General features: G+C 54.8%; 24 protein-coding genes and 1 tRNA gene. 16 read left to right on the top strand and 9 right to left on the bottom strand.

Annotation, left to right across the window (positions count from 1 at the left end; translation table 11 throughout):
• The 10 genes from R84865_RS11240 to R84865_RS11195 all read left to right on the top strand — a co-directional run.
• On the top strand, positions 1–598 hold a 598-nt coding region (locus tag R84865_RS11240), incomplete at its 5' end, for a lambda exonuclease family protein (protein ID WP_435639716.1).
• A gap of 20 nt (positions 599–618) precedes the next feature.
• Entirely contained in the window at positions 619–1,167 is a 549-nt protein-coding gene (ssb, locus tag R84865_RS11235; protein ID WP_435639715.1) for a single-stranded DNA-binding protein, read from the top strand.
• Between the two features lie 64 nt (positions 1,168–1,231).
• Entirely contained in the window at positions 1,232–1,744 is a 513-nt protein-coding gene (locus R84865_RS11230) for a hypothetical protein (RefSeq protein ID WP_435639714.1), read from the top strand.
• Positions 1,745–2,345: 601 nt separating this feature from the next.
• On the top strand, positions 2,346–3,182 hold the full coding sequence (locus R84865_RS11225; RefSeq protein WP_435639713.1) for a phage antirepressor N-terminal domain-containing protein: 837 nt from the start codon (positions 2,346–2,348) through the stop codon (positions 3,180–3,182).
• 120 nt (positions 3,183–3,302) lie between these two features.
• Positions 3,303–3,539 carry a hypothetical protein gene (locus R84865_RS11220; RefSeq protein ID WP_435639712.1) on the top strand — a complete coding sequence of 79 codons (237 nt, stop codon included), beginning with the start codon at positions 3,303–3,305 and terminating at the stop codon, positions 3,537–3,539.
• On the top strand, positions 3,536–3,841 hold the full coding sequence (locus tag R84865_RS11215; protein WP_435639711.1) for a hypothetical protein: 306 nt from the start codon (positions 3,536–3,538) through the stop codon (positions 3,839–3,841). Before R84865_RS11220 ends, R84865_RS11215 begins: the two co-directional genes overlap by 4 nt.
• A gap of 201 nt (positions 3,842–4,042) precedes the next feature.
• On the top strand, positions 4,043–4,264 hold the full coding sequence (locus R84865_RS11210) for a hypothetical protein (RefSeq protein ID WP_435639710.1): 222 nt from the start codon (positions 4,043–4,045) through the stop codon (positions 4,262–4,264).
• Between the two features lie 524 nt (positions 4,265–4,788).
• The gene (locus R84865_RS11205) at positions 4,789–5,211 is read left to right on the top strand and encodes a DUF7448 domain-containing protein (protein ID WP_435639709.1); all 423 of its coding nucleotides are present in this window, start codon (positions 4,789–4,791) and stop codon (positions 5,209–5,211) included.
• A complete protein-coding gene (locus tag R84865_RS11200; RefSeq protein WP_435639708.1) occupies positions 5,208–5,408 on the top strand; it encodes a DUF551 domain-containing protein in 201 nt (66 codons plus the stop codon). The genes R84865_RS11205 and R84865_RS11200 overlap by 4 nt, the downstream gene beginning before the upstream one ends.
• 68 nt (positions 5,409–5,476) lie before the next feature.
• Entirely contained in the window at positions 5,477–5,782 is a 306-nt protein-coding gene (locus R84865_RS11195; protein ID WP_435639707.1) for a hypothetical protein, read from the top strand.
• 316 nt (positions 5,783–6,098) lie between these two features.
• Here the strand turns inward: R84865_RS11195 and R84865_RS11190 are convergent, their stop codons facing one another.
• The 3 genes from R84865_RS11190 to R84865_RS11180 all read right to left on the bottom strand — a co-directional run bounded on the left by R84865_RS11190 (position 6,099) and on the right by R84865_RS11180 (position 8,065).
• Positions 6,099–7,349, bottom strand: a complete 1,251-nt coding sequence (locus tag R84865_RS11190) for a tyrosine-type recombinase/integrase (protein WP_435639706.1) — start codon at positions 7,347–7,349, stop codon at positions 6,099–6,101.
• A 159-nt stretch (positions 7,350–7,508) separates the two neighbouring features.
• Positions 7,509–7,584: transfer RNA gene (locus R84865_RS11185), tRNA-Gly, on the bottom strand.
• A 106-nt stretch (positions 7,585–7,690) separates the two neighbouring features.
• Positions 7,691–8,065 carry a hypothetical protein gene (locus R84865_RS11180; RefSeq protein ID WP_435637703.1) on the bottom strand — a complete coding sequence of 125 codons (375 nt, stop codon included), beginning with the start codon at positions 8,063–8,065 and terminating at the stop codon, positions 7,691–7,693.
• A gap of 530 nt (positions 8,066–8,595) precedes the next feature.
• On the opposite strand from R84865_RS11180, the gene R84865_RS11175 reads away from it, so the two are divergent.
• The 5 genes from R84865_RS11175 to proP all read left to right on the top strand — a co-directional run bounded on the left by R84865_RS11175 (position 8,596) and on the right by proP (position 15,379).
• Complete coding sequence (locus tag R84865_RS11175) at positions 8,596–10,173, top strand: TerC family protein (RefSeq protein WP_435639705.1); 1,578 nt, start codon at positions 8,596–8,598, stop codon at positions 10,171–10,173.
• A 96-nt stretch (positions 10,174–10,269) separates the two neighbouring features.
• On the top strand, positions 10,270–10,758 hold the full coding sequence (locus tag R84865_RS11170) for a transcriptional activator RfaH (protein WP_435632392.1): 489 nt from the start codon (positions 10,270–10,272) through the stop codon (positions 10,756–10,758).
• Positions 10,759–10,908: 150 nt separating this feature from the next.
• Entirely contained in the window at positions 10,909–12,420 is a 1,512-nt protein-coding gene (gene scpC / locus R84865_RS11165) for a succinyl-CoA:acetate CoA-transferase ScpC (protein ID WP_435639704.1), read from the top strand.
• Positions 12,421–12,694: 274 nt separating this feature from the next.
• Positions 12,695–13,579, top strand: coding sequence for a UTP--glucose-1-phosphate uridylyltransferase GalU (galU, locus tag R84865_RS11160; protein ID WP_435639703.1), 885 nt, complete (start codon positions 12,695–12,697; stop codon positions 13,577–13,579).
• 297 nt (positions 13,580–13,876) lie between these two features.
• Positions 13,877–15,379, top strand: a complete 1,503-nt coding sequence (gene proP / locus R84865_RS11155; RefSeq protein WP_435632389.1) for a glycine betaine/L-proline transporter ProP — start codon at positions 13,877–13,879, stop codon at positions 15,377–15,379.
• 190 nt (positions 15,380–15,569) lie between these two features.
• Here proP and R84865_RS11150 read toward each other — a convergent pair whose 3' ends face one another.
• Together R84865_RS11150 and R84865_RS11145 are read right to left on the bottom strand one after the other, a co-directional pair.
• The gene (locus R84865_RS11150; protein ID WP_435632388.1) at positions 15,570–15,857 is read right to left on the bottom strand and encodes a hypothetical protein; all 288 of its coding nucleotides are present in this window, start codon (positions 15,855–15,857) and stop codon (positions 15,570–15,572) included.
• A 110-nt stretch (positions 15,858–15,967) separates the two neighbouring features.
• A complete protein-coding gene (locus R84865_RS11145; RefSeq protein ID WP_435639702.1) occupies positions 15,968–16,606 on the bottom strand; it encodes an MBL fold metallo-hydrolase in 639 nt (212 codons plus the stop codon).
• Positions 16,607–16,884: 278 nt separating this feature from the next.
• Between R84865_RS11145 and R84865_RS11140 the strand changes: the two genes are divergently transcribed.
• A complete protein-coding gene (locus R84865_RS11140; protein ID WP_435632386.1) occupies positions 16,885–17,367 on the top strand; it encodes an FKBP-type peptidyl-prolyl cis-trans isomerase in 483 nt (160 codons plus the stop codon).
• A 273-nt stretch (positions 17,368–17,640) separates the two neighbouring features.
• Here the strand turns inward: R84865_RS11140 and R84865_RS11135 are convergent, their stop codons facing one another.
• The 4 genes from R84865_RS11135 to R84865_RS11120 all read right to left on the bottom strand — a co-directional run bounded on the left by R84865_RS11135 (position 17,641) and on the right by R84865_RS11120 (position 25,228).
• Positions 17,641–18,309 (bottom strand): NlpC/P60 family protein, encoded by a 669-nt coding sequence (locus R84865_RS11135; protein WP_435632385.1) that lies wholly within the window; start codon positions 18,307–18,309, stop codon positions 17,641–17,643.
• A 237-nt stretch (positions 18,310–18,546) separates the two neighbouring features.
• Positions 18,547–20,829 carry a DUF1266 domain-containing protein gene (locus tag R84865_RS11130; RefSeq protein ID WP_435639701.1) on the bottom strand — a complete coding sequence of 761 codons (2,283 nt, stop codon included), beginning with the start codon at positions 20,827–20,829 and terminating at the stop codon, positions 18,547–18,549.
• 21 nt (positions 20,830–20,850) lie between these two features.
• Entirely contained in the window at positions 20,851–22,227 is a 1,377-nt protein-coding gene (locus tag R84865_RS11125) for an acyltransferase family protein (RefSeq protein ID WP_435637698.1), read from the bottom strand.
• A gap of 535 nt (positions 22,228–22,762) precedes the next feature.
• Positions 22,763–25,228, bottom strand: a complete 2,466-nt coding sequence (locus R84865_RS11120) for a heavy metal translocating P-type ATPase (protein WP_435639700.1) — start codon at positions 25,226–25,228, stop codon at positions 22,763–22,765.
• Between the last annotated feature and the right edge of the window lie 44 nt (positions 25,229–25,272).

Raw genomic sequence — 25,272 nt, 5'->3', positions numbered from 1 at the left:
ACGCGCAGGTGTAATCACCGCAAGTATGTTCGAAGAAGCCCGCAAGAAGCTCAAGAGCGGCCCTAATAAGGGACAGCCTACCGCAGCGGCAAATGATTACGCATTTCGTCTCGCAGTCGAGCGAATTAGCGGGGAGCCGCTTTCCGAAGGTTTCGAGACGTGGGCGATGCGGCGAGGACATGAGTTAGAGCCTATGGCCCGATTCGAACACGAGGCAGCTACAGGTCTGATTGTTGAAGAGGCTGGCCTTGTGCTTAGCGATAACGGGCTATTCGGTGCATCCGCCGATGGCCTGATCGATGACAACGGCGGCGCTGAATACAAATGTTTCATCGACGCCTCTAAGCTGAGATCAATCTGGATTGATAACGATATCGGCGACGTGATAGCTCAGGTGCAGGGCGGCATGTGGATTACCGGCCGAGAATACTGGCACATGGCGCTCTACTGCCCTGCCCTAGAGCCTATCGGCAAACAACTATGGTGGCGAGAGTTTAAGCGCGACGACGATTATATCGAGCAGCTAGAGCGAGATATGAACGAGTTTGCCAAGCTGGTAGATCACTACGAAAACATTTTACGTAATAAGGCCGCCTGAGCGGCCTTTTAGGAGGCAATATGGCCCGCGGTGTGAACAAAGCAATCATTATAGGAAATGTTGGCCAAGACCCCGAAGTGCGCTTTATGCCTTCGGGCAATCCGGTGTGCAACCTGCGTATTGCCACGTCGGAAAGTTGGACAGATAAACAATCAGGCCAGCGGCAGGAAAAAACGGAATGGCACTCGATTGTGCTGTTCAACAAGCTAGCGGAAATAGCGCAGCAGTACGTTAAGAAGGGTTCGCGCCTGTACATCGAGGGCCGACTGCAAACACGGCAATGGCAGGCGCAAGACGGCCAGAACCGATACTCGACCGAAATCGTTGCCAACGATATGCAGATGCTGGACACGCCGAACCGCGAACAGCAGGGGTATCAGGCACCGCCGCAAGATGCGCATCGCCAGCAGCAACAGGCGTCGCAGGGCTACCAGATGGGGTACCGTCCGGGCGGTGCTGGCGATACGGACGTAAATCAGCACAAACGCCAGCAGTATCAGCAGCAGCCTCAAAACGGCGCGCCTAATCCGTCATCGTTCGATGATTTTGATTCGGAAATACCATTCTAAATCAATAAGTTATTTAACTGACAGGCCGCTAACAAGCGGTCTTTTTTATGCCTAGGAGGCTCGCATGAGAGTGTGTAAGAAGTGTGGCATCAAAAAGCCCGTTGAGGATTTCTATAAGAATAACTCGCTATCAGGCAGAGATTCATCATGTAAAGAATGTAGAAAGAAACGGGTTAGAAAAAACTATCGAGAAAATATTGAGCATTACAAGGAATATGAAAGAAAGAGAGCTATGCTTCCACATCGAGTTGAAGCTCGCGAAAAATATCAAGCAACAGAACAAGGTAAATTGGCTATTTACAGAGGGACAAAGAAATACAGGAGGAATAACCCGATCAAACAACAAGCCCATAATCGTGTTAACCACGCACTAGTCCGTGGAAATATCTCAAAGCCTCACGCATGTGAGCAATGTGGACGTTCTGACAAGCCAATACATGCCCATCATGATGACTATTTAAAGCAGCTCGAGGTTCGATGGCTATGCCCAGCATGTCATCATCAATGGCACGCGAAATTCGGTGAGGCGGCTAACGCTGACCACGGGCCGCTGCCGCGAAAGTATTCCGCTGCGTAAGTTAAGTACCTCCATCCCGTCATCGCGGGATTGAAATTAAATCACCTTAGATGCCCGCTCTGTCGCCGTTGGCGCGGGCTACCAACTTAGTGAGGAGCCTCAATGATGCTCTGGCTTGCACATTTGCTTGTCTGCGTTGCTTAGGGTAGCGACCTTAGCCGGCGGAAAAAGCTTAACGCAGGGCGGGCATGTGCCAGACCCTTGTCCAGCATAATACACGTTACTGATCAAAAAAAGCCCAGCGTAGGGGGCACTGGGCAAATGTCAAATAACGAAGGTAGTGATCTAACTCACTCAAATGGACTATAGGAGACTTTGAATTAATTGCAAATCCGATTCGTTGACGCGCCTCATGTGTCGGGCTACTCTACTCCTGCCGCTGCAAAATCAGCGGTCGGGTTTGACAGCTCGAATATTCCGAGGCGCACAAGCGCCCCATAGCAATGGCGCTTTTTTAGTGCCCGCAAGTTATGGGCGGCAGTGCGTGGGAGGCTTCGGCCTGCCGGTATCCTTGGAAGCCGGTCTGTCAACCTGCGTACTGTCGCCCACCCTTCGATTGACAGCGAGATGGGCGGCCCCTGAGATTCCAAGGAGCCACACCATGACAGCACCTGCTGTAGTTTCATTCCACGGCAACAAACTTCTAACCGTTCGCGATGGTGAAACCATTCGCGTGGCTATGAAGCCCATTACCGATGCCATCGGTCTTCAATGGGAAGCACAACTCAAGAGAATCAAGCGCCATCCCGTACTTTCTCAAGGGGTGTCCATGATGGACATACCTTCGAACGGAGGTATCCAGCAGCACACCACGTTGCCACTTGAGCTACTAAACGGCTGGCTATTCGGCATCGACGCTAATCGGGTTAAACCAGAGATTCGCGACACGTTGCTCATGTACCAGCGTGAATGCTTCAAGGTACTGTTCGAGCATTTCCACCCGCGGCGGGTAGAGAGCTGCACCCTCACCCACCAGCACCAACGGGATTTGCAGCGCGAAGTAGCCAAGCGGGTATATGCCAGCGTAAGCAAGGAGAATCAGCGCAAAGCCTTCCCCGCTATATACCGCTACCTGAAAGACCGGTTCGGCGTAGCGAGCTACAAGGATATTCCCGAATCGAAATACACGCAGGCGCTGGCGGCTGTTGAGTCAGCACCGTTGGAAGGCGTGTATATCGGCCATGGCGAGAAGCCAGTGCATGCTGACGGTATTTGGCTGGATAGAATCGCCGTCAACCGTATCCACTGCTTGTGCTGCCACTTCGATGCGATACACCTCATATTCTGGGAATACGATATTTACGGAGCGTCAAAAGCACTTGGCAGCCCCGTAGGCGTCAAGATGATTGACCACATTAAAGACGGCACATCGCCGTCGCATCACCTACAACGGTTGATTAGCGGCACCAGTCGCTATGACCAGCTACGTATGACATAAAAAATACCCAGCGCATGGCTGGGTAAACAGTGCTTCCGCACAAGGGAACATCTCTTATGACAACCACTTATTGAGAAAGTTCATCGCCCCGCCATCGCGGGGCTTTTTGTTGGAGGAATTATGAGCGTAATCGAAATTACTAGGGCGCAGGCCATGTGCATATGCGCTTTGGAAGAACACAAAGACGCCCCCGATAAGGTAAATATTTACCACCTAGAACGTCCGGGCAGATGGGTTCACAGCAACCAGAACGTTTTCTCCTTTCTTCCCCACGGAATTGATGGCAATGATCAAGCAGCGTTACAACTGCTTTCAAATGCAAAAGAATTTTTGACTAAAGCGAGGGGCGAACAATGACCAAGCCAGTTAAATTCCCGAGCACTGACGTAATTGCACATAATGCGATAGTTACGTATTACAGCGGTAAATACCCTGACGGAACCCATCGCTTTGATTGGGTAAAACATGACCCAAATATAGGTAGTGGGTATGGCGTTGTTTATCTCCGCGCCGATACCGCCACGCCTAATGAGAAGGTGGAGCAAATGCTGTTAGATGCGATGGGAATAGTTCTGAATGAATATAGAGACATGGACGAAATTGTACAGGATGTAATGAGCCGCTATGCCCCAGATAGTAATAACGTTCGCGAACGGTAAGCAGATATGCCGCCCCTACTCTGCGCTTGGCTGGAAGTCGTGGTTTCGGCTGATGATGCAGATCGATTTAGTAGAATCAATCTGGCTGCGCTATCCAGAGCATAACGCCGAAGGCCAGATGGTCTTCTAAATCTAGCAAAATATAACCGAGTATAAGGCCGCTTGAATGCGGTTTTTTATAGCCTGAATTAAGGGGGAAGCATGGCCCATATACCAGACAGGCTGTTTATCGATGTCCTCAATGCTCATGAATTTATGGGAGTTTGTGAGAGAGACGAGACAGCCAAAGGCACTGGCGCAGCCAAGCAGGCTTCCGAGTGGGTAGAAAGAAGTCACAAGCGGCTAGCTGAATGGCTGCTAGAAAATCGGGAGGCAAATATCGAAGCCTTTGATGCGGCGAGGGAGAAAGGGTTTTCGTTTTGATCGACGAGCACTTACCCGCCACCCAGCTAGACCTACCTATCAACATACCCGACTGGCTGCAAAATCACGCGCTCGCCTGCCCTGCGTTTACGTGGTTTATGTGGCCGTTTTTGGAGGACAAGTAATGAAGAAACTATTTATAACAGCACTTGCAATTCTTCTTATCTCAGGATGTACAGATGCCAAGAGAGCGCGGTTGCTTTCTTACGGAAGTGCGGCAAACGTATCTTGCTACAGCGGAGGCAGATTGGTTCTCGATGATTTATCGACGGGAAGGGTTATCTCCGACGAGTCGGGGTCAGGCGTTTATTACGAATCGGCTAACACGGGAAAGTTCGTCCACACCTACGCCGATTGCATCATCAAGCAAAAGATATGAAACACCAGCCCAAGGGCAGCATGTGCCTAGCGTGCGCTCGCCATCGCGACGACTGTAGCAAGCTGGATTTTGCCCGCATGCGCCCTATCACTAGATACCCTGACGGCGTTATTGCCGTCAAATGCACAGAGTTTGAGGAGCGGAAATGATAACGGCCCTAGAGGATATCCAAGGAGAAGTAATTGAGAGCTTTATCGGCCTCGAAAAATACTCCGATGAAGTAACGCTTAAAACAAGATCGGGAAGGCTGTACAGATTCCATCACGATCAAGACTGCTGCGAGAAAGTGCAGCTCGAAGATTTTGACGGCGAGGCATGTGACCTGATTAACGCAACTGTTCTCAGCATCACTGAGTCGGCGGTAGACCTGAGCAGCTCCAATGGTTACGAAGAAAGCGCGACGGCGACCTTCTACACAATCAACACCGACAAAGGTCACGTTTGGATGCGTTGGCTTGGAGAGTCGAACGGATATTACTCAGAAGCCGTCGATTTTGAAAGATACCTGCCGGGCACGTGTGAATATACCGATTGGCGGGGAGGATGGGATAAAGAGGAAAGGAAATGAGCGAGTTAATGAGCGTTGAAGACTGTCTGCCCGACAGCACGGAAACAGTATTGGGTTATGGACTGCATGAAGAAGGTTGGGGGAGCTTCGTTTTTGCCTACAACTGTGGAGGCAAGATGATTGAGGAAAACTGCCCAGACAGCGAAATCGAAATAACCCATTGGCAGCACCTGCCCGAGCCGCCAAGCGACGATTAATAGCTGAACCTGCAAGCGATAGTTACATGTTGCCGCCCGCGAGGCGGTTTATTTTGGGAGATAGGAAAATGACGTCAGGAATCGAGGCAATCGCGGCGGAACGCGAGCGGCAAATCGTGGTGCGCGGCTATGATGCTGAGCATGACATGAACGTCAGCGCTTTCGATTTGATTAGCGCCTCATACTGTTACATACACGCTGCGAGACGCACTAGTGTCGGTTATGCGCCACCGGTTTACTCCCCTCTTGCGTGGCCGTGGGATGAGCATCACTGGAAGCCGGGCCAAGACCCCCGCCGCAATCTCGAAAAAGCAGGGGCGCTTATCGCGGCGGCCATCGACCGGCTAGACGCTGAAGGCAGTCAGCATGGCTAAGCGCACCACGAGCTGGGACGCTGAGTTGCGCGATTTAGTAGCCAAGGAGCTATTAGAAAGAAAACGCAGAGAGAAGAAACGATAACAGCCGCCCTGAGCGGCTTTTTTATTGTCGGAGGATTTATGAACACACAGCCAGACCCGCGATATGTCATTATCGGGAAAGAGGAAGCGGCGCGCATATGCGGCATGAGCATTCGCGAGTTTGACCGCCGCCGCGCCAGCGACCCACGCTGCCCAAAGGGGTTCAAGGAGGGTGTGCTGAGGCAATCCAAGGTTTTATTCAGGCAGCATGACATTTACGAATACAATGCACTCAGAATCGAGACGGGCGAACGTATTGAATAACGTTAACGATGCTATCGTATACCGCCCTCATCTCATCGCCCATCCCCTCAAATAGATCATCGTAATAATCTGCAAGCCACTGCATCATGGCCCGCCGCCCGTCCAGATAGGTAGCCTGATTATATACCCCCGCCACCCCGCATTCTTTGTGGGCTAACTGCACTTCCACCCAGTCTCGATGCCATCCGTGCTCCCTGAGCAGTGTGGAGGCCGTGTGGCGAGCGCCATGCCCCACTAGCCGCCCTTTATACCCTATGAGGTTCAGCGCGTTATTGAGGGCTGAATTAGATAGCGTGGGGTACATTGAGCTATCGCCGGGGAAAATATACCTGCTCCTACCTGAGAGCTGTCGCTGATTCGTCAGCAGGTCGATTACCTGATCAGATAGCGGGGTAACGTAGTCTCGACGCATTTTCATTTTGGCAGCAGGTACCCGCCAAATATCGACGTCAATCTCTGACCATTCGGCAGCACGAATCATGCCCGGACGTACTGCGGTATAAACCATCATCCGAACAGCATTGATTGTGCCTGCGCGACTGTTAGACCGTGAGAGAGCGACAAAGAAGTCGTGTAGCTCAGATTCTTTCAAGTGGGGATATTGGGTTGATTCAGGAGCGGGCTTTGCTATGTGGCGCAATTCCGATGCCGGGTTGGAATCGATCAGCCCCCTAGCTACTGCATGAGAAAATATCTGGCGCATCCATGACCGCACTTTTCCAGCAACATTGAGAGCGCCCCGCGCCTCCATCGCATCCTGCACCATAGTGCAATCAGCGCGTGTAATTCGGGTGATGTCCATGTCGCCTAGCACGGGCAGGATATCATTATCGAGATACATTCTCATTTGTCGCAGTGAGCTATGCGAGCGGCCAAGGTCAGATTTGTGGCTTAGCCACCGTTCTGCCGACTCCCTGAATGTATGCCGTGGCTTCGCCGGTGTATGCTCGTTGTATGCCGCAGGGTTATCCAGAGATAACGCATCACGCGCCTTCTGGCGAGCCTGCCTGCCATTCGTCGTGCTGAGCGGCCCAAGGCCAAGCCACGACCATTTGCCGTCAGGTTTTTTGTACCGTAACTCCCACGATTTGCGACCATCAGGTTTTACGCGCAGATAAAGGCCGTTCCCATCAAGAACTCGGTATGCTGTGGCTTCAGGCTCAAGCCCATTGATGACGGTATCTGCGAGCGGACGTCGCTTGATTTGATCACGTTTCATGTATGCCAACCCTGAGTGAGCGGTGAGCATACACAATGGCATACATATTATTCAATGATATATTGGCTAATGATGGCTAATACTGTCTAATAGGAATTTAGGGAAGCCAGCAGTCACGCGGTATTTGCGGTCATATTGGCTAGTGCTGGCTATTCGATATGGAGCGGGCAAAGGGACTCGAACCCTCGACATCCAGCTTGGGAAGCTGGCGCTCTACCAACTGAGCTATGCCCGCCTGATGGGAAATGCGGGAGCGTGGCTCCCGCAATACTGCTTACTGCAAGAAAAACTCTTTATCCATGCCGCCGCTGCACTACTGTGCAGCCTGTTACCCTACTGCGCTACTTCTTCTGACTATCACCCGCTTTGGCATAATAGCTATCAGCGTACTTATTCAGCTGTTTGGCAGAGGAATGCAGCTTCGCTAAGCGTGGGTCGCTTTTCGGCAGTTGTTGATTGGCGTCTTTCAGTTCCTGATTCAAGCGCTCTGACTGGTCGAGCACGATGCTGTACGACTGCTCGAAGGAGACGCAAATACCGCTGGAGGTTGGTTTGCCTTGCTTGATTGCCTCACTGCACTTGGCACCGAGGTCGTTGGCCGAATCAATCGACAGTTGCATGGTCGAGAAATAGTGATCGACCTGTGAGGAGGCAGGCGCTGCGTGCACTGAGCCTGCCATCAATATGGCACCTGCAGCGAAAGCGTATTTCAACATGGTGTCTCTCCAACAAAACTTGATGCGCCCGCACGGCATGCTTTAGATGACGCCGTGAGCCGCTTTCCGACGATGCTATCACAGCTAAACGCTGATCGAAGCTTTTTAGTCATGAGCTGCGCCTTAAGAGCCCCCGGACACTTCACCTGACAGCTATCGGCAATACCATGCCCTACCGCTGTTTTTTGTGGCGCGCCCCCGATTCGCGCCTTACATATAAACGCTCAATCTTCTAACCTGACGCCAATACAACAACGGAATTGCGCGCAAGCCGCTGCAGCGGCCTGCGCTGTGCTGAACTAACGCCATTCAGGTTCGCGTCTGCCTATTTCCAGTGCGCCCTAGCCAAGCTTTCGATCAGGTCTTAGAATCCGCTTTCCACAACGATATGGACAAACACTTGAATACCACCGCTGACGGACCCTGTTGTCTTTCTTGCGCACCCACATTTCAAGCGCTGAAAAGCGCTGCTTTTCGCTGTGCCAATAACTCCTTCCGCTGCGTGAACATCTGCGCTTTGGTCGGCCGCCGTGCTTGAGATATTTCTTGATCCCACCGCGTGGGCAGGTCTAGTCACGCTGATCGTTCTAGAGCTGGTGCTGGGCATCGATAACCTGGTGTTCATCGCCATCCTTGCCGACAAGGTGCATCCCTCTCAGCGTGACCGCGCTCGGGTAATCGGTTTGGCGCTGGCGCTGCTAATGCGCATGGCGCTGCTGGCCAGCATGTCGTGGCTGATGAGCCTCACCGAACCGCTCTTCTCGATTGGTGATTTGGGCGTTAGCTTACGCGATCTCATCCTGTGCGCCGGCGGCTTGTTCCTGATGTACAAGGCGACCAGCGAACTGCACGAGCACATTTCGCCCGCCACCCATCACTCCAGTGGTGATAGCCAAAGTTTCTCGCCGCTGGCGATGGTGGTGGCGCAAATCGTGGTGCTCGACGCAGTGTTCTCGATTGATTCGGTGATTACCGCCGTGGGTATGGTGCAGCAGCTTGAAATCATGATGATCGCGGTGGTTATCGCGGTATGTATCATGATGTGGGCAAGTAAGCCGCTGACCGTTTTCGTGTCGAAGCACCCCACCATCGTTATCCTGTGTCTCAGCTTCCTGCTGATGATCGGGCTAAGTCTGGTGTGCGAAGCCGTTCATATCGAAATTCCGAAGGGCTATCTCTACGGCGCGATTGTATTCTCGCTGCTGGTGGAGCTATTGCAGGAGCTGCGCCGCCGCGGCAATCGTGCCGATGCGCCCTACAGTAGCCGTCGTGCTAGAACCACAGCAGCGGTAATGCGCATGATTGGCGGTAATAACCTGTCGGTACAGGCATCGCTGAACGATGGACACACCTCAAGCGCCGCCGCTGAAGAGCTGTTTGGCGCCAGCGAGCGCCGCATGGTGGAAGGCGTGCTGTCGCTGGCAGACAAGCCAATTGAAGCGATTATTACGCTACGTCGAGACATCGAAACGATCGATTTGCACGATCCCATAGAAGAGCAACTGGCCGCCATCGCTAAAAGTCAGCATTCCTGGCTCGTGGTGATCGAAGATGGCCATAGTGATGAGCCGCTGGGCGTAATCAATACCAAACGCTTGCTTGATCCGCTCATCGCCGCCCATCCCCCAGAAGATTTGCGGGGTTGGATTGAGCAACCGCTGGTGCTGCTCGAAAATGTTTCGGTCATCAATGCGTTGGAGCACTTCCGCAACTCGGGTAATAGCATCGCATTTGTGGTCGACGAGTTCGGCACGCTAACCGGCATCGCCACCACTAACGATATCCTCGAGGAAATTGCAGGCAAACTGCCTAACAAGGGCGAAGAAGAGGCGCCGGTGGTGACTCAGGTCAATGAGCAAAGCTTCGACGTTGATGCCAGCGAAGACATTCACGACATCAATAAAGAGCTGCCGCAGCCGCTTCCTATTGGTCGTGACTACACAACGCTGGCCGGGCTAGTGCTCTATTGCCTTGAATCGTTGCCCTACATCGGCGCTACTACCAGCATTGACGGTTGGGACATCCGCGTACTCGATGTTGAGCGCCACCGCATCAAGCGCGTACGTCTTACGTTAAGCCAAGCGGTTTCCAACAGCGCTCGCGCGTAGACACTATTTACACCTTTGCAGCACTCGGCGCCTTATGGTCGGCGGGTGCTGCCGTCATTTTTGAAGGCAGCTGACGGGCTGCAAGGAAGTGCGCCTATGACAGGCGATCTGGAACAACCAATTGTTTACCGCTGGTATGCCATCCAGTGCAAAGGCGGCGAATCGCTAAGAGCCGCCGAGAACCTGCACCGCCAAGGGTTTGAAATCTTTCACCCTATAGTGGCTAAAAGCGATAAAAAGGCACGTCGTGAGCCGCTATTCCCCTATTATCTGTTTATTCGCCTGAGTGCAGTCGCGAGTAACTGGCGCCCTATTCGCTCGACGCGCGGCGTATTGCGACTAGTCAGCTTCGGCGACACGCCGGTGGCGGTGCCGGTATCGCTGATCGATATGCTGAAAGAACACGCGACCAGCTACGAAGACGATCCTATTAATCACTACATTGGACTCAAACCGCACCTGCAGCCGATTCCCGATAGCGATGCCGCACGCCTGACCCGCCTGCTCGACAAGCGCAGCGGCGAAGAACGCGTCATCGCCCTGCTCGACATAATTAGCCGCATCCACGACCCGCACACGCTGTAGTCGCTGTAGTCGCTGTAGTCGCTGTAGTCGCTGTAGTCGCTGTAGCGCAATCTTGCCACCTGAAGTAGCGCCACGATGGTATTAGAATCTCCCTAAAACAGGTCATTTAAAAAGGAGTATGATGACTCTGTCTTGTTGAGGAGAATCATAATGTCACACCGCTGTAGACTACCGGGCTGGGAATCCAAAAAAATGAGTGCCGAACAAGCCGCATCCTTGATCAAGGACGGCATGATTATTGGCACCAGCGGTTTTACCCGGGCGGGAGAGGCAAAAGAAGTACCCTTGGCGCTTGCCGAGCGCGCCAAAAAAGAACCACTTAAAATCACCCTGCTAACAGGCGCTTCGCTGGGCAACGATGTTGATGCATCGCTCACTAATGCCGGCGTACTCGAACGACGCATGCCGTTTCAGGTAGATCGCACGCTGCGCAAGGCCATTAACAAGGGTGAAGTGCTATTTTCTGATATCCACCTGTCGGAAGTGGTCGAACAGGCCCGCCATGGCCATCTTGGCCATATGGATATCGCGATCATCGAGGCGACTGCTATCACAGAGGACGGTGGTATCGTTCCCACTGCGTCGGTAGGCAATTCTGCCAGCTTCGCCAGGCTCGCTGACAAGGTCATCATCGAAGTCAACGATATTTGGCCCGAGGCGCTGGAAGGTCTGCACGACATCTATATTCCCGAAATGCGTCCCGAACGAACGCCGATCGCGGTTACCGCCGCCGACACCCGCATTGGCACCCCTTATATTCAGGTTCCGCCTGAAAAGATTGCCGCCATCGTACTCACTCACCGTCCCGACTCGCCTTCCGCCAACGTTCCTGCCGATGCCGATACTCAGCACATCGCCGATCACCTTATCGCCTTTTTCAAAAGTGAGGTGACCAGCGGTCGCTTGAGCAATCAGCTACTGCCATTCCAGGCGGGTATTGGCAGCATGGCGAACGCGGTGCTGGAAGGATTGGGCGCAGCGGGCTTTGAAGGGCTGACCATGTACTCGGAAGTACTGCAGGACAGCGCCATCAAGCTGCTCGAAAACGGTACATTCCGTTTCGCATCCGCCACCTCGATTACCCTTGGCGAAGAAGTCGGCAAACGCTTCTGGCCCAATGTTGAGCAATACAAGGATCGTATCCTACTGCGTCCGCAGGAAATCTCGAACCTACCCGAAATCATCCGCCGCATTGGTATCATTGGCATCAACACCGCGCTCGAGTTCGACATCTACGGTAACGTCAACTCCACTCACGTGTGTGGTACCAACATGATGAACGGCATCGGTGGCTCGGGCGATTTCGCACGTAATGCTCACCTGTCGATTTTCATCAGCAAATCACTGGCGAAAAACGGCGATATATCGAGCATTGTGCCCTTCGTCAGCCACGTCGATCATTGCGAACACGACGTCGATATTCTGGTGACCGAGCATGGATTGGCCGATCTTCGCGGCCGTGCACCGCGTGAGCGGGCGCTGATTATCATCGAAAATTGCGCTGATCCTCTCTACCGCCCCGCTCTGCTCGATTACTTCGAGCGTGCTTGCGAGCGCGGAGGCCATACACCGCATCTTCTCGAGGAAGCACTGTCCTGGCATCAGGCTGTTGTCGAATCAGGCTCGATGCGCCATTTGACCGAGTCCTCCAGCCCTGCATAACGCCATCCCCTGGCGAACGGCGCATTACCGCACCTATCAGCACATGCCGTAATGCGCCGTAACAAAAACACACCCTTTTGCGCGACAAATCTCATGGCGCAGCGTCCCCTTCATCAGATACATTAAAGGGACGATTGAAACTCCCTTAAGGGAATGCTCAAATAAACGCCATCTGCCTCGCTGTCGAAATGCTGGCGCACATCCAATGCGCCGCACGGCTATTTATTGCGGTGCCACGATAGCGATACTTTTTATTTACCAAGAGAGAAACTTGATGATTCGCAAAGCAGTTCTTCCGGTAGCGGGTTTTGGTACTCGCTGCCTTCCCGCCTCTAAAGCTATTCCCAAGGAAATGATTACCATCGTTGATAAGCCGGTAATCCAATATGTGGTGGAAGAAGCTGTAGCCGCTGGCATCAAGGAGATCGTCCTGGTCACCCATTCCGCCAAGGCCGCCATTGAGAACCATTTCGACCATCATTTCGAACTGGAACATCAGCTGGAAGCGAAAGGCAAAACCGAGCTTCTGGAAGAACTGCGCAACATTATCCCTAGCGACGTTTCCATCATTTCGGTACGTCAGGAAGAAGCAAAAGGCCTCGGTCACGCCATCCTCTGCGCACGCTCGGTTATTGGCGACAATGATCCCTTCGTCGTGATGCTGCCAGATGTACTGGTCGACGCCGATGGCCGCACGCCTAATGACCTGGCCGGCATGATCAAGGCATACGACGAAACTGGCAATGCGCAGATCATGGTCGAGAACGTGCCGCAGGAAGTGGCCTATAAGTACGGTATCGTATCGCTTGAAGGCGACGCGCCCGAAGCCGGCCGTCACACGCCAATCAACGGCATGGTCGAAAAACCGAAAAGCGGCAAAGAGCCCTCTACCCTTGCAGTAATTGGCCGTTATCTGCTGCCGGGATCCATTTTCCCGCTGCTGGCGGAAACTAAACCCGGCGCTGGTGGCGAAATCCAACTGACCGATGCCATCGATGAGCTGCGCAGTAGCCATCCAGTCGAAGCTTACCGCATGGAAGGTGACACCTACGACTGCGGTTTCGCACTCGGTTATCTGGAAGCCACTATTTCGTACGCCAAGCGTCATAAGTCGCTGGGTCAGGACTTCAAGGAAATTCTCAAGAAATACGTCGACTAACACGCGCTGAGGGATTATCTCTCGCTCATTAGTCACAAATTGGCAGCTGGGCTCGCGCGCAGCTGCCTTTTTTATTCAAGTTTCATCCTTCACAGCTAGCAGCTCGTATTACCGAAACCGCGAGCAACGTGTTAGGTAATTCAATGAGAAGACGTTTCGCTGCGTGTCAGCAATATCCGCGCGATAACGCATTGGTCTATAACTTATTCTTAATGCTTTGTGCTAGGATTCAGCGGTTATACGCAACCTATTAATAACGTTAGATCGCAACGCAATTGGACCTCGAAGGATAACAACATGGCCAGTGCCTCCCCCAATAGCGCTACTCGTCAAAAACGCGCACTCACAGTCGACGACGTAACGCTAATAGAAACAAAGTCACTTAAACGCACCATCGCCGCCACCGCTCTCGGCAACGCGATGGAATGGTTCGATTTTGGCGTTTACGCCTATTTGGCCGCCATTATAGGACGGGTGTTCTTCCCAGGTGGCAACCCGACAGTCCAGCTAATGGCCTCTTTTGGCGCCTTTGCCGCTGCCTTTTTGGTGCGGCCAATTGGCGGGCTGATTTTGGGACCGTTGGGTGACAAGCTGGGCCGTCAGAAAGTGCTCGCCTTTACCATGATCATGATGGCCTGCAGTACCTTCTGTATCGGCCTGATTCCCAGCTATAGCAGCATTGGCGTATGGGCGCCGATACTCTTGCTGGTGCTGCGTCTGGTGCAGGGCTTCTCGACCGGCGGCGAATTTGGCGGTGCAATGACCTACTTGGGTGAGCATGCGCCCGACCGCATTCGTGGTTTTTTAAGCAGCTGGCTCGAGTTCGGCACGCTGTTCGGCTACGTGATTGCCGCACTGCTGGCCGCGGTGCTTACTTCCAGTCTAAGCGACGAAGCTTTGCTCGACTGGGGCTGGCGCGTACCTTTCTTCGTGGCAGGACCGCTCGGCATTATCGGCCTCTACATGCGCATGAAGCTCGAAGAAACGCCTGCCTTCGAAGAGCACAAGAAAAACGCTGAGGTAGAAGAATCAGCCGCCCGTGAGTTGGTAACCATGGTCTCTGGTCACTGGCGCCCCATGCTGCTGTGCATTGGCTTGGTGATCGTGTACATGGTGGGCACCTACATGGTGCTCTCCTACATGCCTACCTACCTCTCCTCGGAGCTCGGCCACTCCGCCGACATGGGCAACTACCTGCTGATTGCGCTGATGGTCATCATGATGGTTATCCAGCCGTTTGCCGGCATGGCGAGCGACAAGTGGGGACGCCGTCCGGTTATCTTTACCGGCTGTCTCGGGTTTCTGGTGTTCTCGATTCCGGCGTTTTGGCTGCTGCATTCCGATAGTCTGGCGTTGGTATTCCTTGGGCTGTTGCTGCTGGGTGTTTTCCAGAACTGCTTTATGGGCGCCATGCCGTCTACCTTGCCGGCATTGTTCTCGACCAGCATTCGCTATGGCGCCATTGCCATTGCGCTGAACTTCTCGACCTCGCTATTTGGCGGTACCACTCCGCTGGTCTCCACTGGCCTGATCGATCTGACCGGTTCCGACATGATGCCCGCTTACTACATGATGGTGGTGGCTGTGTTGGGTATGGCGGTGATTCTGGTCACAGCGGAAAGCTCGCGTAAGCCTCTGCAAGGCTCCAAGCCTGCTGCATCGGACCGCGAGGAAGCGAAGGAGCTACTGGCTGATCATCACCGGGATATCGAAGAACGCATTCGTGATGTCGATGGTCAGATTGCCGAGCTACAGAAGATTCGCGCGGATTTGGCTGATCAGCACCCTTCCATCCACTGATAAAAGCAGCGCCACCGGCACGACCATTGATGGTCAAGAACCAGCGCCAGGTCGTGCGGTGTTCGCTCCGCCTTCAGTAGCAACACAGGCTTAACGCCAATTCTCAAATCGCTGCCATGAATGCCTGGCAAATAAAAAGCCCCGAGGAAGCGTTGTTCCTCGGGGCTCTTTTGCGTCTGAGCTTAAACGCTTAGTGAAGCTTGCTCAGCACCACACCCAGCAGCCACTTCACCAGGAAGGCGATAACGGCGATCAGTACCAGGGTAATAATGGTAGAGATCGGGTGGATAACCAACGTGGCAACCAGAATACCCGCCACAATAGGCCACAAGTAGCGATCGGTGGCTGCCGTAGTTTCATCCGGCTTAATGGGTTCAGGAACATATTTCTTCACTTGCTCGCCAAAGGAGCCATCCCAGCTTTTGTAGCCGAAACCCGCTACGACCAGAAATACTACAATCCAAATCAACGTCCACATCGCTATGTCTCCCTCAAAGCGTCCACTGTTTACTGCCTATAGTTATACCAAAGCAAGCCAATGCGTGTCATGCGTGTCGCACCGGCTGCACATCTAACACGCTCGATCGCCTAGCGTTGTTCTCCCACAAAGGGATTGCTGCGCCGCTCATCCCCAAGGGTCGAAAGCGGGCCATGGCCGGGAATAAACTGATAGTCATCCCCCAACGGCCACAGTTTAGTACGAATTGACTGTATCAGAGTGGGCATGTCGCCGCCCGGTAAATCCGTGCGCCCTATCGAGCCTTTAAACAGCACATCACCCATTTGGATAATCTTCTGTGCATGATTAACAAACACCACGTGGCCGGGCGCGTGGCCAGGACAATGCAGCACATCCAGGCGCTGGTTGCCAAACGTGACGACATCGCCTTCTTCAAGCCAGCTGCTGGGCGTGAAGGATTGTGGCGGCGCAAAGCCATAAGCGCGAGCAAACTCTGGTGCCATCTCGATCAAAAACTGGTCGTCACGATGAGGACCAACAATATCGACGCCCAGATAGCGCTGCATGTCTCCTGCGGCACCGACGTGATCGAGATGACCATGCGTTAGCAGGATTTTTTCTACCTTCACATTGGCGTCGTCGCAGGCCGTCTTGAGGCGCTCGGGCTCGCCGCCTGGGTCGACCAGCACCGCTCGACGGGTGTCGGGGCACACCAGCAGCGTGCAGTTCTGAGCAAAGGGAGTAACAGTGATCAGCGAGAATTCCAAACGAAGCCTCCGCGTTGACAAACGGCTTAGCAGTGATTGCAGGTAATTCTGCCATATCTCGATGCGCGAGGTAATTTTTCGTGTTCCCTTCGCGCTGTGCGGGGGCTCTCGCACAGATCGATAAAAAGAATTGGGTCGCGACCTTGAAAACAACCGGTAGCGTGCCCACCCTTATTATCAGATGCGCAATAAAGCGCTCGCCCACCGCTGACAAGCGCCACCTTAACGGCGTTTATCCAGGGTGAATTGATCAACTTCAAGTAAACAGGTTATCTACTATGCAGATCGCTCCTAACTCAGTCGTGTCGTTTCACTACACCTTGACCAACGACGAAGGTGAAGTACTCGACAGCTCTGAAGGCCGCGAGCCGCTCAGCTATCTTCAAGGCAAAGGCAACATCATCCCCGGCCTTGAGCGCCAGCTGGAAGGGCGTGAAGCTGGTGAAAAACTCCAGGTACGCGTCGAGCCAGGCGAAGGCTACGGTGAAGTTCAGCCGCAGCTGGTACAGGAAGTACCGCGCGCTTCTTTCCAGGGCGTTGAAAGCATCGAGGCCGGCATGCAGTTTCAGGCGCAAACCCAAGGCGGCCCGCTGCTAGTCACCGTCACTAAGGTGGAAGGCGACACCGTTACCGTTGATGGAAACCATCCCCTTGCTGGTCAGCCGCTCAACTTCGACGTAGCGATTGAAAACGTTCGCGAAGCCAGCAACGAAGAACTCGAGCATGGCCATGTTCACGGTGAAGGCGGCCACGAGCACTAATCAAGCGCTCGCCCCAACGCCAACCGGCGACGCAATAAGCGTCGCCGGTTTTTTTTGGCTTAATACCCGAGTACACATAGCGAAGTAAGCCAACAGCAAAGGTGCCGTTAGCACCTTTAAGCTCGAATGTAGTGTGCCCCCACTGCGCCCTTGATAGTCGCCATCCAATTAGCGCCCAGAGACACACCCAAACGCAAACACCCACCGTGTAAGGGTGGGTGTTTGTCATTCATCCTGAAGCTGATAAAGCGCAGACAGAACCAGTCGGCTGCCTTAGTAGTCGGCGGAGTTCATGTAGCCGCGGCTTTTACCCTCGCTTGCATGTTCGCCCAGCACCGCGGCGAGTTGCGAGTCATCCAGCGCACGTCGCGCTGTCCAGTAATGGCGCGCCCAATAGACGTTATCCAGTCGCGAGATCATTACGCCCCGGGAAGTGGACGCATGCATGAAGGAGCCGTTGCCCACGTAAACACCCACGTGGCGATCACCGCGATACGGGCGGAAGAACACCAGATCACCCGGCCGTAGATGCGATTTCAACACGCGATCACCTTCCAGCACTTGCGATGCCGTGGTGCGCGGCAGATCGTGGTCGAAGCCATCGCGGAAGATATGCTGCATCAGCGCGGAACAGTCGATGCCACGGTGGCTAACACCGCCGAGCCGATAGCGCGTGCCCTGCCACTGAGCGTACTGCTTCATCAGCACTTTGCGCACCGCCGCAGGCGTTGCAATCGTGGGCTCGGTGAACTCGGATGAGCGAGCAATTTGTTGAGCATTAACGGAAGATACAGGCTGACTAGCGGCCATCTTGGCGACAATCAGGGCAGAACTCGTATCAATGTGGGGTGTGTAGGTTGCAGTGTCGCGAGTGCTGGTTTGCTGGGAGGCGCATCCCGAGAGCAATAACAGCACGCAGCAGCAGCCTGTCAATCGGCGCATTGGGCGATTCCTGATTATTATGGCGAAGCTTGTTGGGTGGCGATGTGGCGAGGCATGTGCGCTGTAGAAAGACAGTTGCCGCCTAACCTGAAAAGAATATTACCCATTGAAGCCATGTGGTCAAACTGAATGCTACTCTAATGCAATAGTTTCCCTATTTTGCACAGTATTTGCATTATTTAACGCTTAATAATGTAAAAACCCGGCGAAATCACTGCTATCGCCCATTGGTTTGCGTTAGTGGAGCGTATATCGATCGCCACCTAAGGTGTCGATGTGCATCGACGGCCATCGATCGTCGGATTGTCCCGGAAACGTCAAACAGCTCCAACTGCCCGACAACGGCGGCGCTCCCGACAGCCATGCGACCAGCGCTTGTTTCATCTCGGTAACAACACCCTGCTGCTCGCTATCCCCGGCCATGAAAAAGCTCACTCCCGCCAGCAACCCATGCGCGTACTCCTGCCAACCGCTGTAGTGGCGTGAAGCAAGCCCTTCGGCAAGCTTCAGGTAGTGCGAAAGCTGGTCAGGTGTTAACCAGCCGACGCTAACGCCCGCCGACGCGAGATCAACCAACTGCGCGATATCCCAGGCCGCGAGGTCGTAGTCGTTGCAGCCTTCAGTGTTAGCCATCACACGACGCAAACGCTCCAAATGCACTTGCTCGTTTTCGCTGCGCGCTGCACTTTCCAGAATCGCTATCTCGCTCTCAAGACGCACAGGGTTGAGCGTGTAAGGCGCGTAGTTGATCTGGTACTCCTGCCGGTCGCCTGACTCTGCCAGGAAGTCGAGAAAAGCGACCAGCGCTTCAGGTTGGGCAATACCGTAGTGACTATCAAGCCACTCAATCAGGGTCGCTGTCGCGCGCTTGCCAGCCTTCACCGGTAGCGTCCACTGCGCCGCATTCAGCGGGCCGATCAGCGCGAGCGCGGTAAATTGCTTTAGCGAAGGACGCTCGCCAGGCTCGCTGAAGGCGCCACGCCCCTGCCACGACATCCACTTGAGTACCGAGCCGGGGTCGTTAAGATGCCACTCAAGCTCAGCCGCCAGCGATGCTTGTGTGGTACTGGAAAGCGCCGTTTCCCAACTGAGCCATGCATCAAGAAGCTGTTGATCCGAGACATAGAAACAGCACAGCGTAGCGCGCAACGCCTCTGTCAGCGCCACGAAGCGTGCGCTGTCGAGCGCTTTAGCATCCCACGCCATGATCAGATGGAAGGCATACTTCTCAGCCATATGAATGGTCGCCGAATGGGAGGCACAGGCTGCCAGTGCGTTACGCTCCTCAATCTCTTGCGGCTCAGCGCTGCCAAAAGGTGTCGTGCACAGCGGCATGACGCCGCGCACGGCATCGGCGGCACATTGATTAAGGCAGTGCACCAACGCGGGCTGCCAGCAGCGAGTGAGGCACAGGTCATCGTCTTCCGGGCGCCACTCGAGCATTTCTTCGAGATAGCGGCGTGCTTCATCGCTACGCTCGGGTGAACGCTCGCCGCGGGCACCGCAGCGCGCGACCAGTCCTGGATCACGTATCGCGGCCAGTGCCATGGCAAATTGCCAGGCCTGACCGCGCAATTGCAGCATGAAGGTACGCGCAGCGTGACGATCGCGCTCATCAATCAACTCAGCGAGTGGCATTTGCCAGGGGCTCACGCGTGCGGTCAGCAATAACTGCCAACGCTCTTGTTCGGCTTCATCGGGCGGGCCCAGCAGCAGGCAGCGCCCGCGCTGATAGGCGGCGACCAGCGCCTCCCAACTGTCATAGCGCTGCTGCATCAACTGCACCGCATGAACGGTGAATAGCCGCCCTTCTTCCTCACTTAGCCAACCGCAGCGCGTTCCTTGGCAGGCAAGTTCGGCCAGCCGTAGCCAATCCCACGCCGCCCACTCCAGCGGCTGATGGCTTTCAACCCAATCAACCAACAGCGCGGTGCGGCGCGTCTCGGTCGGATCCGCTGCAATACCTTTGGCCTGCTCTTCTATCAGCCTGCGCGTGCGCCAGGTTAGCCGATCCTCAGCGGTCAATTGCTCGAGTTCGCGCGCATCGATGTCCCAGCTATAGCGATCCCCCTGAGCCGAGAGCCACAGCAGCGTCTCGATAAGCGAATGGCGATCGTCTATCTCCCATTGGCGTGCAAGCTGCTGGCGGATACTCGAGCGCTGCTCCGGTAGTTCGCCGGGCGTGGTCGTCAGCGGTGCCATGCCTGCACGCAACCGCCACGGCAATTGCGCCTGACCGCCCCATAACGCCACCGCCGGTAGCTGCTCGCCCTGCGCCACCCGCTGCCACAACGCCACTTCGTCGCAGGAAAGCTGTTGATTATGCCGAGCCTGGTCCAGTAGCCGGTCAAGATGACACAACGCCTCGCGACGTTGTTGATTAGCGGTAACCAGACACAGCTCCGCTGCTACCAGCAGTTGCCACGCCAGCGAATCGGGATCTATCGCTGGCGATTGAGCACCAGACGCACCGGTAGCGCTGTCTTCCGTGCCCGCATCATGGGGGAACGCCTTAGCCACGCCGGCACTTCCTCTCCACCGTCATGACGACTTCGCAGCGGACTTGTTATTAGTCGCTACCGATGCCGGCGTAAGGTGAGCAATCAAGAAGCGTCGTACCCTCACCACAAATTGCTGCTGGAACAGTACGCAGAACATCACGGTAAGCAGCAGGAACAGCGGATAGAAGTAGATGGAAGGCTGCTGCGCCGCGTCGAAGCAGGCTCGCCACTGGCCGCTTACACATAACCCAGGCTGTCCCGAGAGCACGCCTTCTACGCGTGAGAAAATCAGGTAAAGCGGCACATGCAGCGCGAACATGGGCAGTGAAGCTCCGCCCAGATACCCCGCAATCTTGCGCCATTTGGGCGAAGGATCGTAAGGCACGATGGCGCACAGGAACAACAGCGCCAGTTCGGCAGGCATCAGCAGGCCGTCGTGCAGCAGGTAGTACCACACGCCGTGATAGCCAAACGACATCAGGTATTCGGCCATCGCAAGCTCAGCGACAATCAGTGCGATTAACGTCAGCACCAGCTTTGTGGTCGGTCTTCCGCCTGCCGCTGCCCAGCGGTGATACACGCCACACAGCACGATGCCCGCCATGAATTCAGGCAAGCGCACAATCGGGTTGCGGTGCAGGATGCCGGTTTCCGGCGCGCCGTGCTGGGTAAACAGCACAATCAGCACCACCGGTATCAGATAGCAGATGTTAATGATGGCGAGCGCTTTCATCGGCGCTTTGGCCGAGCGCAGCGCCGGTGCAATAAACGGAAAGAGTAGATAAAAGAAGAACAGCGCGGAAATCGACCATGACGGCGCGTTAAAGGTCAGGTAATACGGGTTCCACGCGTGGGTCAGAGTCAGATTGGTGATGGTCGCCCAGACAAGCTGAGTGTTGTTCATCCACATGCGCAAATGTTCGATGGGCGTGTCATTGTTCGAGTCGATAATGACGTAGCGAATCGAGGTGGTGTGCGCATCTTCCGGGAATATCACCAGCGCTTGCAGCGCAAAAATCACCACCATCGTGATAATGATGGCGCCAATATGGATGGGATACAGGTTAGCGAAGCGCTTGATCAAAAAACTTAGTTTTGACTCACGCAATCGGAACGAGTGATGAGGTGCGGGATCCAGATAAACATGGGCGAGTAGAAATCCGGACAAGATGAAAAAGGTGCTGGTCGAGAAAAAACCAATGTTAGAAACGTACTCTGCCCAAGGCACGCTATCTTTATAGTGATGCAAGGTATGGAAGACAACAATATAAAGACCAAGCAAGAAGCGCATCCATTCCAACGAAACAAACCGCGGCTTGCCAACGGAGATGCCATGCCCTTCTGGGGCATCGTTACGAGCCCCTGCTGCGCGCGATAGCGCGGCCGCTTCTTCCCTGGTATGGGCGTGTGTCGCCATTCAAAACTCCGCTGCCGGCACTCGTTTATTTCGCGAACAAGAGGCATCTTTGCACGCCCTTGTTTGAAATGACTGCCGGTCATTTATTTAAGAATAATTTAATTTTAGTGCTCACTGGCGAAGATAATTCATCGAAAACCCAGCAAGCCCTTTTACTTTCCAGCGCATACTCGACACACATGGCTCACTACTACGCGAACCCATGGCACAAGCGCACACTCTACTCCACGACGTTGGTAACGCCGAGCCTTTTACTTCCTCGACATAACGCAGTGCGGGATGACCGCGATACTCTGCTCGAACAAAACCTTCACTCTCGACACAGCACAAGCTAGCCGATCTAATCAGGCGGTTGAGCGGCGCGTAATTAACCGACAGGCGACATTATAAATCTACGCAACAATAAGCAAGTCGAAATGGTAACCGTCGGTTACCGTGTTACCGCCCTAACGACTAAACACCAGCGCACAGGGCAGGATACAGCGCTGCACGCTGGCATTAAGAATTACTACAGCAAGCCAACACGCTCCCCGCGCTAACGCTGGAAGCGCTGTAGTCGTAGCGCATTGGACAAGACAAAAAGGCTCGATAGCGTCATTGCCAAGGCAGCGAATACTGGCGACAGCAGTATCCCGAAAGCGGGATAAAGCACTCCTGCTGCCAGTGGAATCAAGCATAGGTTGTAGCCAAATGCCCATGCCAAATTCTGGCGAATGTTCACCAGGGTTGCGTGCCCCAGCGCCAGCGCCCGCTGCACGCCTTCGGTGTTGCCGGACACCAGCACAATATCAGCGGTTTCGATGGCAACATCAGCGCCACTGCCGATTGCTATCCCGACATCCGCCGCCGCGAGCGCAGGCGCGTCGTTGATACCGTCGCCCACAAAGGCCACCGCACCATAGCGTTCATGCAGGGCCTCAATGGCACTGGCTTTTTCCGCAGGAAGCAGCGGCGCCTGAATTTCATCAATGCCAAGCTGGCGCGCCACGTGATGCGCGGTAGAGTGTGCATCACCGCTTATCATCACTACCTGAATACCGCGCTTCTTAAGCGCAGCTACCGTCGCGCGGCTGTCGCTTTTGATCGCATCGTCGACGGTCAACAGCGCAACCACCTGCTCATCCAGCGCTACGTACAGCAATGAGGCACCACCGCCCGCTTGCTGCTCGGTCTGCGACGCGAATTGCTCCAATCCGCTAGCGCGAGCGGAAATATAGGCCTCGCGGCCTATCGACAGCGCATGACCGTCAACCCGACCGCTAATGCCCTCGCCGGCATGCACCTGAACACGTTCTACCTGAACGCCTGCCAGCTCAGGGGCCGCCGCCACAATCGCTTCAGCCAGCGGGTGCTCTGAGTGTTTTTCCAACGCAGACATCTGGCCCAACAGCTGATGTTTATCGACGTCGGGTGCGCAGAACATTCCGCTAAGCGACGGGTGTCCTTCAGTCAAGGTGCCGGTTTTATCCAGCGCCACCACCTTCACTTCATCGAGAGTCTGTAATGCCTCACCGGAACGCAGCAGAATGCCAAGCCGCGCGGCCCTGCCGCTGGCGACCATGATCGATACCGGCGTTGCCAACCCCATTGCGCATGGGCACGAGATAATCACTACCGCCACCGCCACGCTGATGGCCATCGATAGCGTCGCGCCCAGGAATAACCAAATTGCCAGCACTATGACTGCTAACACCAGTACCGCGGGCACAAATACCGCGCTAATGCGGTCCACCAGCGACTGAATCGGTAATTTGGCCGCCTGCGCCTGCTCAACGATACGGGTGATATGCGCCAGCGTGGTATCGTCGCCTACCTGGGTGGCGCGGTAGCGAAAGCTACCGGCACCATTAATGGTCGCCGCAACCACACGGCTGCCTGCCTGCTTGTGCTGTGGTGCTGACTCGCCGCTCAGCAGTGACTCGTCGACCCACGACTCCCCCTGCTCGACAGTGCCATCGACGGCGATCCGCTCGCCGGGCCGAGCGATTAACAGATCACCCACCGCAATCTGCTCGATTGCCAGTGTCTGCTCGACGCCTTCCCTTATCACGGTGGCTTCAGGCACTTGCATATTCACCAGCGCACGCACGGCGGAGCTGCTGCGACCTTTGGCCCGCGCTTCAAAGAAGCGGCCGATCATCACCAGCGTCACAATCATGGCGGCAGGCTCGAAGTACAGATGGCGGCTAGCAGCAGGCAGCCACTGCGGAAACAGCAGCACCACCAGCGAATAAAGCCATGCGGTACCTGCACCGACGGCCACCAGCGAATTCATGTCGGGAGTACGCCGCAGCAATGCGGTTAGCCCTGAACGGAAGAAAGCAGCTCCTGGCACAAACAGCACCAGCGTCGCCAACACTGCTTGAATCCAATCCACAATAGAGACCGCGCCATGCTCAACCAGCCAGTGATGAAACGGTGCCACCAGGTGATCGCTCATGGCGATAATGAAAAGCGGCACGGTAAGCGCTATCGCTAGCACTAACAGCCATTGCTGTCGCTTGGCGCGCTCAGCACGCTGGCGTTCTCGCTGATTACCCTGCCCTTGAGCCTCTGCCGCCACCTGATAGCCGGTCTTGCGCACCGCACTAGCAAGCTGCGCACGACTTACGGCTCCGCTGAGTACCGTTGCCTGAGCGCGTTCTGTCGCCAGATTAACGGACGCGGTTATAACGCCTGGAAGGCTGGCGAGCGCCTTTTCGACGCGCGACACGCAGGATGCACAGTGCATTCCCTCGATAGCCAGCTCGATGCGTTCAGTGCTGGCGCTAAATCCCGCGTCATCGATTGCCGTTTTAAGGCTGCGGCTATCGACAGGCGTATGGCTGAACACGCTGACCCGGCCATTGGCAACATTGGCCCGCACCTCTTCCACGTCAGCTACGTTACCAAGCGCGCTCTCAATGCGTTTAACGCAGGAAGCACAATGCATCCCTTCCACGTCGAAAGTAACGGAAAGGCTTGGCTGCTGAGATTGTTGAGAAGGTGAGGAGTGACTCATGGAAGACCTGTCCTTGCCAGCACTTGCTTACTGGCGGTCAATGA

It is taken from the genome of Carnimonas bestiolae (genome assembly GCF_051251145.1).
Taxonomy (GTDB): Bacteria; Pseudomonadota; Gammaproteobacteria; order Pseudomonadales; family Halomonadaceae; genus Carnimonas; species Carnimonas bestiolae.
Note: the sequence above shows the minus strand (reverse complement) of the source record. Positions and strands in the feature narration are given on the sequence as shown.

Bases quoted from the DNA above. Each gene is read 5' to 3' on its own strand.
- R84865_RS11225 (WP_435639713.1), top strand. From the start codon at position 2,346: ATGACAGCACCTGCTGTAGTTTCATTCCACGGCAACAAACTTCTAACC.
- R84865_RS11120 (WP_435639700.1), bottom strand. From the start codon at position 25,228: ATGAGTCACTCCTCACCTTCTCAACAATCTCAGCAGCCAAGCCTTTCC.
- galU (WP_435639703.1), top strand. From the start codon at position 12,695: ATGATTCGCAAAGCAGTTCTTCCGGTAGCGGGTTTTGGTACTCGCTGC.
- R84865_RS11205 (WP_435639709.1), top strand. From the start codon at position 4,789: ATGATAACGGCCCTAGAGGATATCCAAGGAGAAGTAATTGAGAGCTTT.
- R84865_RS11230 (WP_435639714.1), top strand. From the start codon at position 1,232: ATGAGAGTGTGTAAGAAGTGTGGCATCAAAAAGCCCGTTGAGGATTTC.
- R84865_RS11215 (WP_435639711.1), top strand. From the start codon at position 3,536: ATGACCAAGCCAGTTAAATTCCCGAGCACTGACGTAATTGCACATAAT.
- R84865_RS11150 (WP_435632388.1), bottom strand. From the start codon at position 15,857: ATGTGGACGTTGATTTGGATTGTAGTATTTCTGGTCGTAGCGGGTTTC.
- R84865_RS11200 (WP_435639708.1), top strand. From the start codon at position 5,208: ATGAGCGAGTTAATGAGCGTTGAAGACTGTCTGCCCGACAGCACGGAA.
- R84865_RS11210 (WP_435639710.1), top strand. From the start codon at position 4,043: ATGGCCCATATACCAGACAGGCTGTTTATCGATGTCCTCAATGCTCAT.
- R84865_RS11220 (WP_435639712.1), top strand. From the start codon at position 3,303: ATGAGCGTAATCGAAATTACTAGGGCGCAGGCCATGTGCATATGCGCT.
- R84865_RS11125 (WP_435637698.1), bottom strand. From the start codon at position 22,227: ATGGCGACACACGCCCATACCAGGGAAGAAGCGGCCGCGCTATCGCGC.
- scpC (WP_435639704.1), top strand. From the start codon at position 10,909: ATGTCACACCGCTGTAGACTACCGGGCTGGGAATCCAAAAAAATGAGT.
- R84865_RS11195 (WP_435639707.1), top strand. From the start codon at position 5,477: ATGACGTCAGGAATCGAGGCAATCGCGGCGGAACGCGAGCGGCAAATC.
- R84865_RS11170 (WP_435632392.1), top strand. From the start codon at position 10,270: ATGACAGGCGATCTGGAACAACCAATTGTTTACCGCTGGTATGCCATC.
- proP (WP_435632389.1), top strand. From the start codon at position 13,877: ATGGCCAGTGCCTCCCCCAATAGCGCTACTCGTCAAAAACGCGCACTC.
- R84865_RS11180 (WP_435637703.1), bottom strand. From the start codon at position 8,065: ATGTTGAAATACGCTTTCGCTGCAGGTGCCATATTGATGGCAGGCTCA.
- ssb (WP_435639715.1), top strand. From the start codon at position 619: ATGGCCCGCGGTGTGAACAAAGCAATCATTATAGGAAATGTTGGCCAA.
- R84865_RS11190 (WP_435639706.1), bottom strand. From the start codon at position 7,349: ATGAAACGTGATCAAATCAAGCGACGTCCGCTCGCAGATACCGTCATC.
- R84865_RS11135 (WP_435632385.1), bottom strand. From the start codon at position 18,309: ATGCGCCGATTGACAGGCTGCTGCTGCGTGCTGTTATTGCTCTCGGGA.
- R84865_RS11140 (WP_435632386.1), top strand. From the start codon at position 16,885: ATGCAGATCGCTCCTAACTCAGTCGTGTCGTTTCACTACACCTTGACC.